This window comes from Rugamonas aquatica (assembly GCF_009380215.1).
GTDB classification, from domain to species: Bacteria; Pseudomonadota; Gammaproteobacteria; order Burkholderiales; family Burkholderiaceae_D; genus Rugamonas; species Rugamonas aquatica_B.
Genome location: NZ_WHUG01000010.1, coordinates 1 through 17,458 on the forward strand (window position 1 = coordinate 1; position 17,458 = coordinate 17,458).

A 17,458-nucleotide genomic window follows, 5' to 3' on the forward strand; every position below is an offset into this window, starting at 1 on the left:
GGGTCAAGTCTGACATTTGGACACGGCCTCTGCCGTAAGCGCGCTTACGGCAGAGGCCGTGTCCAAATGTCAGACTTGACCCCGTACTAAGAGATACAAAATAAATGGAATCGTGGAGTTACATTCAATAGACGAGAAACCACTTTAATGTTATCTTCTATCCTCAGGAAATATTGCCGCATAGCTAGATTAGCACTGCGCTGTGTCAGCCTCTGACACCCGATACACTCCTCTCTCCCTAGAATACCTAACATGCTCAAGAAAATTGTCGCTGTATTGCTGAGTTCGTTTACCGTGGCTGCGCTCGCGGTACCGCTCGGCTCGCAGTCGGTGCTGGTCGTCGAAGACGGCACCGGCAAAGTGCTGCTCGAAAAGAATTCCAACGTTCAAGTACCGATCGCCTCGCTGACCAAGCTGATGACCGCGATGGTGGTGCTCGATTCCAAGCCGGACATGGATGCGCCCATCAGCATCGAAAAAACCGACGTGGACATGCTCAAGCACAGCACCTCCCGCCTGCCGGTCGGCGCCGAACTGGCCCGCCGCGACGTGCTGCAACTGGCCTTGATGTCGTCAGACAACCGCGCCGCTGCATCGCTGGCGCGCACCTTCCCGGGCGGCCCTGCCGCGTTCAAAACGGCGGTCAACGCCAAGATCAAAGCGCTGGGCCTGAGCCAGACCGTGATCGAAGAACCAACCGGTTTGTCGCCGAACAACCGCTCGACCGCGACTGACCTGGTTAAAATGGCAACCGCCGCCTCGACCTACCCGGACATCCGCCGCATCACCACCGACACCAAGGATGTGATCAATATCAAAGGCCGCCAGGTCGAATATCACAACACCAACCGCTTGGTCGGCGCCAAGGGTTGGGATGTCGGCCTGTCCAAAACCGGCTACACCGAAGAGGCTGGCCGTTGCCTCATCATGCGCTTCAAGTCGGCAGGCAAAAACGCCACTCTGGTGTTGCTCAACGCCAAAGCCAACTCGGCCCGTCTGATGGATGCGTTCAATATCCGCCGCTTCGTCGCCGGCCCGGATGGGGAACCAAAAGTCATGAAGGCTTCGGTCACCCGTCACAAAAAAGCCGCCAAGTCGGCCAAGCGCCACCGCCGCGCCGCCTGATTTTTTCAGCGCTGCGCAGCAACAGCCGGACCCGAGGGTCCGGTTTTTTTTGCCCCTGCAAGCCAGATTCTGGTGTTTTTAAGCCAATTTTTAGCTTGATTTAGCTATGACGATGCCTTGAGAAGACATCGTACAGAGGGAAGCGAAGGAGGTTAGTTGCCGAGCAGCGTACGCAGTCCGCTGGCGCGCTGGGTGCGCTGGGCGATGGCGTCGAGCAGCACCTGGCCGTTCGGCGTCAGTAACGTGAAGTAGTCGCGCGCGCGCGTGATGCCGGTGTAAATGAGCTCCCGTGCCAGCATGCCGCCGCTGTCCCGGGGCAACACCAACACCGTGTGCTGGAACTCGGAACCTTGTGATTTATGCACCGTCATCGCAAACGCGGTTTCGACGTTTCTTAGCCGTGTGGCAAGAACACTGCGCACTTTGTCACCTTCCGAGAAGTACACCCGCAAGGCTCCCGGACGCGCCGGATCCGGCAAAGTCAGGCCAATATCGCCATTGAAAACGCCGCTGCCGTAATCGTTGCGCGTCACCATCACCGGCCGGCCGACGTACCATTCGCCGCTACGGCGCAGCAAACCGGCCGTCTGCAATCTTTGTTCGATGACATCATTCAATCCAGCAACACCCCACTCGCCTTCACGCACCGCGCACAAAATCCGGAAGGTTTCGAAGCTGTTCAGTACGGATTTCACCCAGGCAAGATGTACGATCTCATCGCCTTCCGGGGCACCGGATTTGATCATTTTCAGATAAGCCTGATAGCCGCCGGGTGCCGTCGCACGACCCGCCAAAGCCAGTTGCAACAGATCGGAAGACTGCGCCGGATCGATCCAGGCGACCTTGCCATCCGTACCGTCACGCAATACTTGTAGCGATGCAGCAGCATTTCCAGCATTCACAGCCAGCGCCAGCGCGCCGATCGGGCCACCGAAACGACGACTTTCGCGCAGCATGACGGTCTGCTGGGCGATGGGTCCGCCGTTGCCGGCGTAGCTTTCCGGAATCTGCTGGCCGGTGCTGGATTGCACATACGACAAGGTTTCCGACTCGTAGCCGCCCGCCTCGGCGTTGTGGCACAGGTCGCCCAACACGGCGCCCGCCTCCACCGAAGCCAGTTGATCCTTATCACCAAGCAAGATCAGCGTAGCCGTACTCGGCAAGGCGGCGAGCAGCGCGGACATCATTTCCAGGTGGATCATTGATGCCTCATCAACAATCAACACATCGACCTCCAGCTGATTGCCGGCATTGTGCTGGAAGGCACGCGTGCCAGGACGCGCGCCAAGCAGGCTGTGCAGCGTGCGCGCCGCGCCCATGCGGGCGGCCAGTTCGTGCAGCGGCAACGCCGCGCCGACTTTTTCCGCCAGATCGTCGAGCGCCGAATCAATCGATTGCTTGAGTCGGGCCGCCGCCTTGCCGGTCGGCGCGGCCAGCGCCACGCGCAAGCCGGACTGGCGCGCGCCGGCGGTGGCGAACAGCAAAGCCAGCAATCGTGCCACCGTGTAAGTCTTGCCGGTGCCGGGGCCGCCGGTGATGATGCCGAGCTTGCCGCGCATGGCGACCGCGCAGGCGATCTTTTGCCAATCGGTGCCGCCGCCGCGCGCGGCATGCGGGAACAGCACATCGAGCCAATGCCGCACATCGGCTGTGCTGGCGTCCTCGTCGGACGCGATCACCCCGCCCAGCGCACGGCCGCGCACGGCTTCGGCGACCAAAGTTTCATCGCGCCAATAGCGCCGCAGATAGAGCCGCTCGCCGTCCAAGACCAGCGGCTGCTGGAAATCCAGGTCGCCCACCGGCCAGACCTGGTCGCAGCCCGCCAGCAGCGCCCGCCAGGCAGAGGCGTTCTTCGGCCAGACGCCGGCGGCGGCACGCAGCGCGCGCCATTCCTCGCCGGTCCAGCCCAGTTGGCCGGACGGATCGTCGGCCAGCTCATCGAGCATCAAACAGCTGTGGCCGCGCCCTTCAAGTTCGGACAACAGCACGCAAGCCACCATCAATTGCGGCGAACTGGCGCCAACCGAGGCGATAAAGCGCGCAAACGCACCGCTCAGGCGGCGCAGCTGGCCGTTTTCGGTCAAGGCATCGACCTGCTCGAACAGGGCTGCGGACGTTTCAATACTCATGCGGTGCCTCTGCTTGTGCTACGCCGGACTCATCCAGCAACCGGTCCAGCCCGTCCAGCAGCTCGGGATCGGGTTCTATCAGGTAACAACCGCGCGTTTGCGGATTCGCAATACCGCGCAGGAACAGGAAAATCGCGCCGCCCAGGTGCTCGGCCGGATCGTACTGCTCGCCCAGGCGGCTTTGCAGCAAGCGATGCAACGCCAGCATGTAGATCGCGCCCTGGATGTCGTAGCGGTGCTCGGCCATGGCCGCCACCAACGCCGGCTGGTGATAGGCCGCGTCGCCCGCGCCCAGCGCGTTCGATTTGTAGTCCAGCACCCAGAACCGGCCCTCGTGCTCGAACACCAGGTCGGCGAAGCCTTTCAGCATGCCGTGCAGCTGGCGTTCCGGCAACGCAGGCCGCGCCGCGCCGCCCAGCAGGAAGCGCGCGCAGAGGGCATCCAGCGCGCCGGTGCTCAGGCGCTCGCTCGGGAACCAGAACTCCATCTCCGGCAGCGGCGAAGCGATAGCGCTCAGTGGCGCATCCAGATACGGCAAGGTGGTGCCGGCGATCTCGCGCAGCCACGCCAGCGTGTCCTCCAGGCGATTGCCCCAGCCGGCGCGCTCCACCCGCCGCGTCAGCCGCGATTCGAAGTGCTCGTGATCGACGACGGCAAAGCCCTCCTGCCCCATCCACTCCAGCTGCTCGTGCAGGAAGTTACCCGGCACCGAGCCGCGCGGGAAACGATGCCACGGCGCGTCTTCCACGCGTGTCGGCAGCGCGAGCGTCGGCATGCCGGCTCCTTCCAGCAGGTTTTCCTGCAGACCGTCGCGCGGCACAGGCAAGGCGGGACCACCACTGCCGATGGTGCCGGTCGGCCCGGTGCGCCGCGCCAGCGAGCTGAAACTGCCCACCGACCAATCGCGTTCGAAACGGCCCGCATAATGCTGGGGCTCCAGCAACGGCGGGCGATCTTCGATGCGGCTCAGGCGCGTGAGCTGCTGCATCGCCATGTCCAGCGTCTCGATGCTGATGCCGTCGCAGCCTTTGCACGCATGCTCCCAGCGCTCCATCATCAAGTCCGACGGCAGCGCTTCGCCGCCGGTCAGCAGATAGCCGAGCGCCGATTCATGCAGCGTATTGTCGCCCGCCTTGCGCGCGGCCAGCGCCGTCACGCCCAGCCACAGGAAGTGGCGCGCACGGGTCAGCGCCACGTACAGCAGACGCAGGTCTTCCTGCAGCCGCGCGCGTTCCACCAGTTCCATCGCGGTGTCGGTCAGCGCCATGTCGATCTGGCGCACGCCGTCTTCGTCGCTGAATTCGAAGAAGCTGCGGTTGCGGCGCTCCACCTTGCGCGCCGTGACGGCAAACGGCAGGTACACCAGCGGATACTCCAGGCCTTTCGATTTGTGGACGGTGACGACCTTCACCAGTTCCGCATCGCTTTCCAAACGCAGCACGCGTTCATCGCCAGCGCCCTCGCCTCCTTCGATCTGCTCGGCGAGCCAGCGTATCAAGGCCTGTTCGCCGTCCAGCTGACGGCTGGCCGATTGCAGCAGTTCCGCCAGATGCAGCAGATTGGTCAGGCGCCGTTCGCCGCCCGGCTGCTGCAGCAAGGCCGCCGGCAGTTTCAGTTCGTGGATGAAGCGGCGCAGCATGGCCAGCACGCCCTGCCTCTGCCACACGATGTGCAGCGCCTTCAGTTGTTCGACGCGCTCCTCCCACGCCAGTTCGTCCGACGACAGCAGCGCCAGTTCCGCCAGCGGCAGGCCGGTGGTGCGGGTGGCGAAGGCGGCGCGCGCCAGCGCACCGTCCAGCGGACTGGCGACGGCCGACAGCCAGCGCAGCACATCGGCTGCTTCCTCGCTGTCGGTGACGGAATCCTTGTCCGACAAATAGACGCTGGCCACCTGGCGCCGTTGCAGCGCGCGGCGAATGGCGGCGGCTTCCTTGCGGTCGCGTACCAGCACGGCGATGTCGGCCGGTTGCAAGCGCACGAAACCTTTCGGGCCGTCGAAGCCCGCACGCTCGTCGTTGAGCTGCGCGACGATATGCTCGGCGCAGTGCCAGGCGAAGAATTCGCGGTAGCTGTCCGCCTTCAGATCCTGCGCGGCGCTGCATGCGATGACCAGCGCCGGCACGTCGCCCGCCGCGTTGACCATGCGTTCATTGCGTCCCTTGGCGCCTACCGCCTCGAACGGCAGCGGGTTCTCGCGTGTGCCGGGGTCGCGGAAGCGGAAGGCGCCGCGTCCGAAGCCGCCTTGCGCAGGCTCGCCCTCCGCGTACATGAACAGGTGATTGACGGCGTCCACCACCGGCTTGGTCGAGCGGTAGTTGGTGCCCAGCTGGTAGTGGCGGCCGGTGGTCGCCTTGCGCGCAGACAGGTAGCTGTGGATGTCGGCGCCACGGAAGCCGTAAATCGATTGTTTGGGATCGCCGATCAGGAACAGGCCCGTCTCGGGGTCGTTGTCTGCCACGCGGTACAGCAGGTTGAAGATCTGGTACTGGTTGGGCGCCGTGTCCTGGAACTCGTCGACCATCGCCACCGGATACTGGTCGGTGATGCGCTTGCGCAGCGCAGCGGCGTTCTCGCCTTGCAGCGCTGCGTTCAGGCGGTCCAGCATGTCGGCGAAGCCGAACTGGCGGCTGCGTTTTTTCAGCTCGTCCATGCGGTTGGCGACGGCGCCGGCTGCGTGGCGGTACAGCGCGTGCGACAGGGGTTCGATGTCCTCCAGCGCTTTCTTCAGCGGTTCTATGGTGTCGAAGTCGTCGGGGATCGTGGCGGTATAGCCTTTCGCGTAAGCGTCTTCAAGGCCGTACGGCGTCAGGCGCTTCCAGGCGGTGTCCGAGATGTCGGGCATGACCATGCTGGCGTCTTGCGCCCAGGCGCGCAGGCCGTTGAACCACGCCACCAACGAATCAGCGCGCATCTTGTTCCCGTTGAAGCACTTGGGCGAGAGCTCGCGTTCCTTGGCGATCCATTGTTCCATGCGGTTGGCGCGATCGACCCAGCCGGCCTTCAGGCCTGTCAGTTGCACCTGCTGCTCGCGCTGGACGGCGGCGATCAGCTCGGCCAGCGATCCGGCGCCGGGCGCGCTGCCGTCGCCGATGATGTCGGCGCGTTTGACCAGCTCCCGTATGGACTTCTTTAACGCGCCCACGTCACCCCAACACGACAGCAGCGCTTCCAGCGACACGGCGTTGAGCGGATAGACCTGCTGACGCCAGTAATCATGCGCGGCGTCTTCGAACAGTGCCTGCTCGTCGCTGACCAGTTCCTCGTCGAACAGGCTGCCGCTGTCGAACGCGTGCTCGCGCAGCATGCGCTGGCACCAGGCGTCGATGGTGAAGATCGCCGCTTCGTCCATCGTCTCCGCCGCCAGCATCAGGCGGTGCGCGGCCTGCTGCTGCTCGCTGTGGCCCGGATAAGATTCGAGGATGGCGTCCAGATAATCGTCGCGCTGCACGCCGCTGCCTGCGCCCAGCCCCATCGCCGAATAGCCGCGGAAGTAAGCAGCCGCCTCCACCAGCCGTTCGCGCACGCGGTTCGACAGCTCGCGCGTGGCGGCGCGGGTGAAGGTCATCACCAGGATATCGGCCGGCAGCAAGGGGCGGCGGTAAGCGTTGTCTTCGCCGTGGCCCAGCACCAGCCGTACGTACAGCGCGGCGATGGTCCAGGTCTTGCCGGTGCCGGCGCTGGCCTCGATCAGGCGCGAGCCGTGCAGCGGAAAGCTCAGCGGATCGAGCGAATTGGCGGCGTTCGTGTTCATGCTGTGTCCTCGCCGTCGATGGTGTCTATCGTGATGCAGTGTTCCAGCCAGTCCGCCAGCGGGCCATACAGCGCCTGCGACACATCGGCAAAATCCGGCTCGGCGCTCAGCGCCGCAAAGTCCGGCCACAGACGGGCCAGACACAGATCGTCGTTCTCGCCGGAGACTTCGAAGCCGCCGTTGTACACGGCGCCCGGATCGCCGCCCTGGGCCAGCGCCAGCGCGGTTTTGCAGGCCGTCGGCAGCGGACGGTTCATGCCGTCGCGCCACAGGCAGACCAGTTCCCGCAAGGCTTCCTGCGCCTCGGCCTGCGCCAGCGGCTTCATGCTGACGATGGCGTCGCGCGCCACCAGAAAGCCAGCGACCGGCATGCCGACCGCCGCCACCGCCAGTTGGCGCAGCCACATGGCGATCAATTTGTCGCCACGCGGCTTGCCCTGCTTGTCCGTCACCTTGGACGACATCTGCGCCAGCCACACGGTCTCGCTGCCGTTGCTGCGCAGCTGGTCGATCCAGTCGTCGATCTGCACGCCGGCCAGCTGGAGATTCAGCGCTACCTTGGACGCCGACTGCGGATAGCCTTCTCGCAACGTCAGCCAGGCGCAGCGCACCGGCACCAGTGCCTGCACCAGTTGGTGCTGATACTGCTGGCCGATCAAGCCTATCGGCAGATCGCCTTTCCGCGCCAGGCGTTCGGCGCTTTCGGTCATCTTGTCGGAGACCTGATGGAGTTCTTCCACCTCGGCGCCGTCCTCCAGCATCCTGTCTTCGAGCAGATAGCGTTCCAACGCGTTGAGCGAAAACGGTTCCTCGTCCTCGCCCACCAGCGCGGCGTCGCCGAACATCACGCCGAGGCGTTGGCGGAAGAAGAAACGTACCGGCTGGCGCATGAAATTGGTCAGCGTCGACAGCTTGAGGCGGTACTTGTCGTCGATTTCGTATGGCGGCAGTTCGGTGGCGGCGGCATCGCCGGCTTCCTCGCCATGCGCCTCGCGCCATTCGCGTGCATAGGTCAGCAGGCCGCCGTCTTCGAAATAGCGGCGGCTGAACGGTTGCAAGGCGTGCTCCGTGGTGCGCGCATGGGGATCCAGCTGCCAGCCATTGACCAGGTAATCGCGCAACTGCGACACCAGCACCGACGGCGGCTGCTCACTGTTGTCGCGCACATTGCGTCCGACCCAGCTGATATACAGCTTGTCGCGCGCGGCCAGCAACGCTTCCAGCATCAGGTAGCGGTCGTCATCGCGGCGCGAACGGTCGCCGGGACGCGCCATGCCCGGCTGCGCCAGCAAGTCGAAGTCGGCCTTGGGCGCGCGGCGCGGGAAGTCGCCGTCGTTCATGCCCAGCAGGCAGACCACGCGGAACGGCACTGCGCGCATCGGCATCAGCGTACAGAAGGTCACGCCGCCGGAGACGAATTGGTGGTTCAGCGTCGGCTCATCCAGAAGTCCGAGCCAGGCCTCGCGCAGCACGGCCAGCGGCACGGCCTCGTCATACTGCGCGCCTTCGCAGGTTTCCAGCCAGTTGTTGAGCGCATCGTCCAGCTGCGCCAGCGTCAGTCGATCCCCCTCCTCGCCCGCCTTGAAGAAGGCCGCCAGCAGCGCGCGCGCCTGCACGCCCCATTCGGCCGGCGAGCGCGATTGCGCCAGCACCTCGCGCCAGTGCAGCAACGCTTCGACCAGCTGCGCCAGCGATCCGGCCAGCGCCGCATCCAGCCCGCCCACTTCACCGTACGCCTCGATGCCGGCAAAGGCCGCATCCTCGCCGCTGGCGTAGCCCAACAACATGCGGCGCACGCCGAACAGCCAGGAATTCTGCTCGCCCGCCGCGCCCAGGCCGAGACCTGCGCGGTGCTCGGTGTCCAGCCCCCAGCGCACGCCGGCGCCTTCGATCCACAGGCCCAGCGTCGGCAGGTCGTCCTCGCCCAGGCCGAAACGCGCGGCCAGCGCCGGCACGTCGAGCAGGTCGCGCACCTCGCTCTGGCGGCAGCGCTGCTGCGGCAATCGCAGCAGCCACTCCAGCGCCACCAGCAGCGGATTGACGCTGCGGTCGTTGACGTCGCCGATTTCAAACGGAATGTAGCGCGGGTCGCTGCGGCGGTGCTGCGCGAACACGGCGTGGATGGCGGCCGTGAAGGTGTCGATGTCCGGCACCATCACCACCACGTCGCGCGGACGCAGGCCGCTGCCATCGGCGAACATCGCCAGCAGCTGGTCGTGCAGCACTTCCACCTCGCGCTGCACGCTGTGGGTGATGTGGAATTCGATGGAACGGTCGTCGTTCGGCGGCGCTATCTGCGGATGCTCGGACAGCGGCAGCAGGTCGCGGATGGCAGCCTGCACTTGCGACAGCAGCGTATCGCCCTCGCCGTCGCTGAACAGGTCGATGCGCAGCGGCGCCATGTCCCCGCCGTCGCTGGCGGCGGCTGCGGCGGCCGAGGCCTCGTCGAATTCGTCCAGCATGCGAATGAAGTCCCGGCCCTGCCGCCCCCAGCTGGCCAGCAGCGGGTGGCTGTGCGCGTGCAGCTCCTCCAGCGGTATCGCACCCAGATCCTGGCCGTTGCGCAGCTGCTGGCGGCGGTGCGCGGAGCGCAGCAGGTCGCGGCCTTCGATGATGTCGCCCCAATAAAACTGGCAGGGATTGGGCACGGCCAGCAGCACCTGCGTGTAGCGCGACAGCGACGCCAGCGCCTGCAGGCTTTGATACGGCAGCGCGGAAACGCCGAAGATGACGATGCGGCGCGGCAGTCGGCCCAGCGGCTGCTCGCCGGCGGCGCAGACGCGCACGAATTCGGTGTGGACGGTGGCGCGACCCAGCTCCCGCTCGTGCGGCTCGACGTCGGCGATCACCGCGCGCCACAACTGGCCCTGCCAGCGCTGGTCTTCGGGCAGCGGCTGCACTTCGCTGCGGGCGTTGCGCAGCTGGTCGCGGCCTTGCGCCCAATCGTCCAGCCAATCGGCGCGATAAACCTGGTATTGATCGAACAAGTCGGCCAGGCGCTCGGCCAGTTGCAGTCGGCGTTCGGCCTCGCCGTCGGCCAGGAAGTGGCGCAGCGGCGTGAAGACGGGATCGGCCAGCAAGGTAGGCAACAGGCGCATCAAACGCCAGGTCAGCGGGCCCTTGTCGAAGGCCGAGCGCACCGGCACCCGGTCGCGCCCCAGCATGCCACGGTAGGTCTCCCACAAAAAGCGCGCCGGCAGCGCCACGCGGGTGGCGGCGCAGACGCGCATTTCCTCGGCCAGCGCGATCTTCAGCCATTCGGCCACGCCGTTCGACTGCACCAGGATCGTCTCCGATTCCAGCGCGCCCAGCGGATGATTGCGCAGCCATTGGAACACCGCCGCGCGCAGCTGCTCCATTTGATTACCGTGCAAGATCAACAAGCCGGGGGTGATGCTCGAATGCATAGGGCTCTTCGTGGGATGGAAGCCCGTATTATCGCTCTAGCCGGGATCGTAGGCCAGCAGTTCCTGCTCCATGCGCTCGTTCAGCACTTCCAGCATGGCGTGCATCTGCGCCACCAGCTGGCGCGCGTTGGCGCAGTCGGCGTCGTGGCGCACCTTTTCCAGCGCCAGGCACAGGTTCCCGAAGCGCATCGCGCCGACCGCGCGCGCCGAGGACTTGATGCGGTGTCCCAGTTCGGACAGCTGGACCAGGTCTTCCCGCGCCAGCGCGGCATCGACTTCCAGCAATCCGTCACGGGCCGACTCCAGGAACAGCAGCGCGTACTTGCGCATCTTGTCGGCCTTGCCGCCGAAGGTCTGGGCCAGCGCGGCAACGTCGAACAGCTCCGCTTCTTCCGGCTCGGCCAAAGCTGCCGGCGCCGTGTGCGTTGCGGGCGCCGATGCCTCGACGCGCACGGTCAGCGGCGGCAGTCCCGACACCATCGTCTGCATCTGCGGCTGCAGCGGCGCGGTGACGGCGGCGCCGTCGGCCATCGTGAAGTAGGACGGCGGCGGTGGCGCCAGCGGCCGCGCCAGGCCGGCGGCGCGCGCCCGCTGGCTCATCCACTTGGACAGCATGTTGAACAACAGCTTGGGCGCGATCGGCTTGGTGACAAATTCGTCCATGCCCGCGCTCAGGCAGCGCTCCTGGTCGTCGCGGCCGGCGTTGGCCGTCATCGCGATAATCAGCGTGGCCGACAGCTTCGGATGGGCGCGGATCAGGCGCGTGGTTTCGTAACCGTCCATCACCGGCATCTGCACGTCCATCAGCACGCAGTCGAAGCGCTCCTTGAGCAGCAGGTCGATCGCTTCCTTGCCGTTGTTGGCCACGCAGACGGTGGCGCCGGCATCCTCCAGCAGTTCCTGGCCCACCTGCTGGCTGAAGATATTGTCCTCGACCAGCAGGATGGAAGCGCCGCGTATGCTGTCCAGCACATCCGGCTGCACCGAATCGTCGCTGGGCTGCAGCATGCTGACGCCCTTGTCCAGCCGCGCCGTGAACCAGAAGGTGCTGCCGGCGCCCGGCCGGCTGTCGACGCCGACGCCGCCGCCCATCAGCTCCGCCAGCTGCTTGCTGATGACCAGCCCCAGGCCCGTGCCGCCGTAGCGGCGCGTGGTCGAGGTGTCGGCCTGATGGAAGGACTGGAACAGCTGCTCCAGCTGTTCCGGCGACATGCCGATGCCGCTGTCTTCGACTTCGAAGCGCACCACGATATGGCCGTCGCGCTCTTCCAGCGGCCGCGCGCGCACAAACACCTTGCCGTTCTCGGAGAACTTGATGGCGTTGCTGGTGAAGTTGAGCAGCACCTGCTCCAGCCGCAGCGGATCGCCGCGCAGCTGCTGCGACAGGCCCGGCCAGATTTCATACACCAGCTCCAGCCCCTTGGCCGCCGCGCTTTCGCCCAACTGGCTGGACATATTCGACAGCAGCACATCCAGCGAAAAGTCCAGCACCTCCAGATCCATCTTGCCCGCTTCGATCTTGGAGAAGTCGAGGATGTCGTTGATGATGCCCAGCAGGTGCTGGCCCGAATGGTAGATCTTCTGCAGATAATCGCGCTGCTTCGGATGCGTGACCGATTTCAGCGCCAGGTGGGCCATGCCGATGATGCTGTTCATCGGCGTGCGGATCTCGTGGCTCATATTCGACAGGAAGTCGCTCTTGGCCTGGTTGGCGGTATCGGCTTCTTCCTTCAGCCTATGCAGCTCGGTGACATCGGTCGACAGGCCGATGACGGCCGTGACGGCGCGGTCCATCTCCACCGGCACCTTGACGGTCCACTGATGCTGCACCACGCCGTCGCGGCCCACGTACTGGGTCTCGCCGGAGCGCTTGACGTTGTCGGCGAATACCGGCCGCTCCTGCGCCCACGCGGCGTCGGCGACGGCGGTCGGCATCAGCTCGCGATCGAGTTTGCCGACGATGTCCTCCACCGGCAATCCCATCGAATCGGCCATCTTGGCGTTGACGTAGATGTAGCGGCGCTTCTGGTCCTTCATGTAGACGTGGGCGTCGACGTTGTTCAGCACCGTATCGAGCAGCACGCCCTGCTTGAGCGCGCGCCGGCGCGAGGAGTACAGCACGAAGAAGTAACCGTACAACAGCATGGTGCCGGCAAAACCGGTCAGCCCCGCGATCCACGGGAAATAGAGATCGAAGCCGGTCAGCAGTTCGGACTTCCTGACCTGGAACTGCGCCTTCCACAAGCTGCCGTTGAAATCGAGCGGCAGCACCGATTCAAAATAGTCGGCGCGCAGCGATACCGGAATGGCTTCCGCCTTCATCGTGCCGTTATCGTTGAACAGCAAGCGGTCGTTATGCTCGATCACCAGGCGGCGCTGCTCGACCTCCTTGCTGCCGTCGGCGTACAGCATCAGGTGCACCTGGCGCACCGTCATCTCGTCGATCGCGCCCTGCACCAGCTTGGGCACGCTGAAACCGATGCCCACCGATCCCAGATAGGCGGCGCGGCGGCCCGCCACGTCGGCCACCGGCATGTTGCGGCGGTAGACCGGCAGGCGGATGCCCAGGCCGATGTGCGGCGTCGGCCGCTGGATCACGATGGGCTGGCCGGACGCGCTGACCTGGCCACTGTCGCGCGAGGCCGCCACCAGCTTGTCGATCACCGGATTGACGACCACGTCGACGCCCATTTTTTCGTCCACCATCGACGCCGGTTCCAGATACGTCAGCACCGCGTAGTGCGGGCGCCGGCCCGGCGGCTTGATGTCGAAATTCGGATAGCCCTGCGGCGACAGGCTGCGGTCGGCGCGCACGCGGGCGACGAAGGCGTCGCGCTGTTCATCCGTCACCAGCGGCGCCCACGTCACGGCTTCGATGGCCGGGAAGTGGCGCGGAATCTCCAGGCTGGCCACGTACTGGTGAAATTGCAGACGCGTCAAATCGTCGCTGGTCTGGAACAGCGCCACCAGGCCGCGCGTCACATCGGAATACGATTTGATGCGGGCCGAAATACCGTATTGCGTGCTGCGCGCCAGGTTCTCGAAACGCTGGCGGGCATCGTCGTCGACGGCCTTGGCGGCGACGCCATACAGCGCCGCGCCGACGGCCAGCGCCAATGCGCCGCCCGCCAGCCAGAACAGCAGGCGGGGCTTGCGGACTGCTTGCGTCGCATTACCCGATTTGAGCATTCGCCATCACTTTAGGTCTATATATTCGCGGAAAAATTTGCATCACAGCAGCATACTATTAATGCCGCCCCGGAACCAGTGAAACAATTGGAGAGATTTCGCCACGATACGGCGCGAAATTCAAGGGAACCATATACAGCAAGGCGCGCTCTAAATGATGAGTCCGAAAACTACCGGCATTGCCGGAGGCCATCATGCGTGCATTGTCTATCATAACGGTATTTGCCTTCAGCATCATCTGCATGCCAACCAGCGGTCATGCGACGACTGTTGACCACCACGAATTCGAAGCCTGGCTGGAGGCGCCCTTCGTCGCCGGCAAGGACGGCACGCGCGCGCTGACGCTGCACTTTTCCGCACCCGATGCACGGCCGGGCCACACGCTGCATTGGCGGCTGGACTTGCTGGCGCCGAACGGGCGCGCGCTGCGCATGTGGCGCCGAACCCAGCCTTTGGAAGAGCCGGGGCGGAACGTGACGATACGCTGGCATGCGCCACCGACATTGCGCCAAGGCGTCTACCGGCTGCGGCTGCGCGCCCGCGCCGGCAACAATCCGGAAGTCGAGCAGGACTGGAACGTGGCGGTCGGCGCCCTGCCGGCGGCTCCGGCCGCGTCGCTGCAGGCAACCGATGCGGTGGAGGCGCTGCCCTACGCCATCTACCTGGGCAATCTGCACAGCCAGACCAACCACAGCGACGGCGGCGGCGCGCTCGACCACTGCACCGGCGCGCAAGCGCCGCAGAGCGCGGCGCTGGGGCCGGCGGATGCCTACGCCTACGCCCGGCAACACGGCCTGGATTTCCTGATGACTTCCGAGCACAACCACATGTACGACGGCTCGGACGGCACCAACATCGAGGCCGACCCGGCCGCCGCCACGGCCCTGTACCGCAGCGGCCTGCAAGCGGCGGCGCAGTGGAACCGAACCCATTCCGGCTTCCTCGCCATCTACGGCCAGGAATGGGGCGTCATCAGCCACGGCGGCCACCTCAATATTCTCAACAGCGGCGAACTGCTGGGCTGGGAACGCAACGCGCTGGGCGAGCTGCTGGCCGATACGGAAAGCCCCCGGAACGACTACGCCGCGCTGTACCGGCTGATGCGCGAACGGGGCTGGGCCGGCCAGTTCAACCATCCGCAACGCCATCAGTTCGCCATCGGCGGCAAGCCTCTGGCCTGGACCGAGGACGGCGACCAGGCCATGCTGCTATGCGAAGTCATGAACAGCAATGCCTTTTCAGCCCATACCGACGAGGCCGAACCGCGCCTGAGCACCTACGAAGCCGCCTGCAACCAGTTGCTGGAAGCCGGCTACCACCTGGCCTTCAGCAGCGACCAGGACAACCACTGCGCCAACTGGGGCGCCTCCTACAGCAACCGCACGGGCGTGCTGGTCGAGCGCGGCGCGCCGCTGGACGCCGCCAGCCTGCTGGCCGCCCTGCGCGCCCGTCGCGTGTTTGCCACGATGGATAAAAATGCCCGCCTGATCCTGACCGCCAACGGCCACCTGATGGGCGAACGCTTCGTCAATCGCGGCAAGCTGACCCTGCGGGCCAGTTACGCCAGCCTGAGCGGCCACCGCGCCGCCGCCATCGACATCTTCCACGGCGTGCCCGGGCGCAACGGGGCGGTCGCCGCGCTGGGCGGCACAGCCCGCACCGTCGTCACCCCGGCCGCCGGCGAGCATTTCTACTACGCCCGCGTGACCCAGGATGACGGAAAAATGCTGTGGAGCGCGCCAATTTGGGTCAGCCAGCAGCCCCGCAATCGTGCGCTGCGGAAAATTGAACTCCGATAATCTTATTGCTGGTAAAAAATATTCCACATATCGATTATCAGATTGATAAAATGAGGGTTTTCGCCATCTTGTAGCCGATTGCAATTTTACTTGACTACCAGATATTCAAGAGTATCTTTTACCTTCCAGACACAGTGCGACCGTCCGATACCTTAACTGATCAGCCAGCCGTGCCTATCCCAAAAGTCCTCCTCGTCAACGACGATCCAGCCAGCCTGTACGCGCTGGAGAGTCTGCTGTCCGAAGCTGCCGACCAGCATGTGTATGAGCTGATCACCGCAGGTTCCGGCAAGGAAGCACTGCGCCAGGTGCTGCTGCACGAATTCGCCGTCATCCTGCTCGATGTCAGCATGCCCGGCATGGACGGCTTTGAGACGGCCGAAGCCATTCATTCCCATCCGCGTTCGGCGGGCGTGCCCATCATTTTCATCACCGCGCATTACGCGGACGAAATCAACCGCCTCAAGGCCTATCAGAAAGGCGCGGCGGATTATCTGTTCACGCCCGTGATCCCGCAAATCCTGCAGGCCAAGGTGGCGGTGTTCGTCGAGATGACCAAGAAGAATATCCTGCTGCGCAAAAAGAGCGAGCAGCTGGCGCGCCTGAACCAGGACTTGCGCGTGCAGCGCCTGCAGGACCTGGAGCGCATCAACGGCGAGCTGGAGCAGGAAATCAAGGACCGCAAGCAGGCCGAGTTGCGCGCCCATGAGCTATCCACGCGCGACGCGCTGACCAACCTGGTCAACCGCCGCGCGCTGATCCAGCAGCTGGAGCACGCGGTGGCCACGTCGGACCGCAGCGGCGCCGGCTTCGCGCTGCTGTTCCTCGACCTCGACAAATTCAAGCAGATCAACGACAGCTACGGCCACGAAGCCGGCGACGAGCTGCTGCGCCAGGTCTCGGCGCGGCTGACGGCGGCCGTGCGCGTGGCCGACGTGGTGGCGCGGCTGGGCGGCGATGAATTCGTCGTGCTGATCGAAGGCCGGGCGGCGGCGGCCAACGCCGCGCGCGTGGCGCGCAAGATCGAACTGGCCTGCGCCCTGCCCTTCGACATCGGCAGCCATCGCCTGAAGACGGCGGCCAGCATCGGCATCGCCATCTATCCACAGGACGGCAACAACGCCCAGGCGCTGATGAAGAACGCCGACACCGCCATGTACCACGCCAAACAGAACGACGCCGGCCCGGTGCAGTTCTTCCACGAAGAGCTCAACGTGCGCGAGCGCGAACGCGAACAATGGACGCTGGAGCTGCGCAAGGCGCTGGCCTCCGGCCAGTTGGAGCTGCGCTACCAGCCGCAGGTCGATATCGCCACCGGCCGCACGTCCGGCGCCGAGGCGCAGCTGTACTGGCACCATCCAGTCAAAGGCATGCTCGATGCGTCGGTGTTCCTGCCGCAGGTGCAGGAACGCGGACTGCTGGACCGCATCGACGCCTGGGTGATAACGCAGGCCTGCGCCCAGGCCGCCCTGTGGCAGCGGGTGGCGTCGGCCGGCGCCAGCGCGCGCCATGGCACGCCGCTGTGCATCTGGATCAACCTGGCGACGCCGCAGCTGACGCCGGACCTGCTGCAAACGCTGCTGCCGGCGATCCGCAAGCAGCACCTGGCGCCAGGCAGCATCGGCGTGGAGCTGAACGAAAAACTGCTGCTGGGCGCGACAGAACCGCTGGCCCAGCTGCTGCAGCAACTGCAAAGCGGCGGCGTGCTGGCAGCGCTGGACGATTTCGGCAGCGCGCGTTCCTCGCTGGCCGCCTGCAAGCGCTGGCAGCTCGACGTGCTGAAGATAGACCGCAGCTTCATCCAGTCCATCGGCAACGACGAAGGCGGCAGCGATATCGTCGCCGCCGTCATCCACCTGGCGCGCGCCTTGTCCATGAAGGTCGTGGCGCTGGGCGTGGACGACCGCGAACAGCTCGAAGCGCTGCGCGCGCTGGGCTGCGACAGCTGCCAGGGCGAACTGTTTTTCACGCCGCTGCCCGCGGCGGGCCTGCTTGAACATGCCGGCGCCAAGCCGGTAGTATCCACCACCGAACCCCATCCCTCCTAAATAACGAGGA

The 17,458-nt window shown here is 65.2% G+C and carries 7 protein-coding genes; 3 read left to right on the forward strand and 4 right to left on the reverse strand.

The genetic code is table 11. From position 1 onward, the window contains the following. Positions 1-252 precede the first annotated feature (252 nt). On the forward strand, positions 253-1,125 hold the full coding sequence (locus tag GEV02_RS21835) for a serine hydrolase (RefSeq protein ID WP_152840081.1): 873 nt from the start codon (positions 253-255) through the stop codon (positions 1,123-1,125). Positions 1,126-1,277: 152 nt separating this feature from the next. Here the strand turns inward: GEV02_RS21835 and recD are convergent, their stop codons facing one another. The 4 genes from recD to GEV02_RS21855 are packed head-to-tail and all read right to left on the reverse strand — an operon-like array spanning position 1,278 to position 13,601. Continuing rightward, complete coding sequence (recD, locus tag GEV02_RS21840; RefSeq protein WP_152840082.1) at positions 1,278-3,254, reverse strand: exodeoxyribonuclease V subunit alpha; 1,977 nt, start codon at positions 3,252-3,254, stop codon at positions 1,278-1,280. Then, positions 3,244-7,005 carry an exodeoxyribonuclease V subunit beta gene (gene recB / locus GEV02_RS21845; RefSeq protein ID WP_152840083.1) on the reverse strand — a complete coding sequence of 1,254 codons (3,762 nt, stop codon included), beginning with the start codon at positions 7,003-7,005 and terminating at the stop codon, positions 3,244-3,246. Before recB ends, recD begins: the two co-directional genes overlap by 11 nt. Further along, entirely contained in the window at positions 7,002-10,412 is a 3,411-nt protein-coding gene (recC, locus tag GEV02_RS21850; RefSeq protein ID WP_152840084.1) for an exodeoxyribonuclease V subunit gamma, read from the reverse strand. Before recC ends, recB begins: the two co-directional genes overlap by 4 nt. A 36-nt stretch (positions 10,413-10,448) precedes the next feature. After that, positions 10,449-13,601, reverse strand: coding sequence for a CHASE domain-containing protein (locus GEV02_RS21855; protein WP_152840085.1), 3,153 nt, complete (start codon positions 13,599-13,601; stop codon positions 10,449-10,451). Positions 13,602-13,795: 194 nt separating this feature from the next. On the opposite strand from GEV02_RS21855, the gene GEV02_RS21860 reads away from it, so the two are divergent. Next, positions 13,796-15,400: a CehA/McbA family metallohydrolase gene (locus GEV02_RS21860; protein ID WP_152840086.1), complete on the forward strand. Its 1,605-nt coding sequence runs from the start codon at positions 13,796-13,798 to the stop codon at positions 15,398-15,400. Positions 15,401-15,570: 170 nt separating this feature from the next. Beyond that, the gene (locus GEV02_RS21865; RefSeq protein ID WP_328595885.1) at positions 15,571-17,448 is read left to right on the forward strand and encodes a putative bifunctional diguanylate cyclase/phosphodiesterase; all 1,878 of its coding nucleotides are present in this window, start codon (positions 15,571-15,573) and stop codon (positions 17,446-17,448) included. The last annotated feature ends 10 nt before the right edge of the window (positions 17,449-17,458 follow it).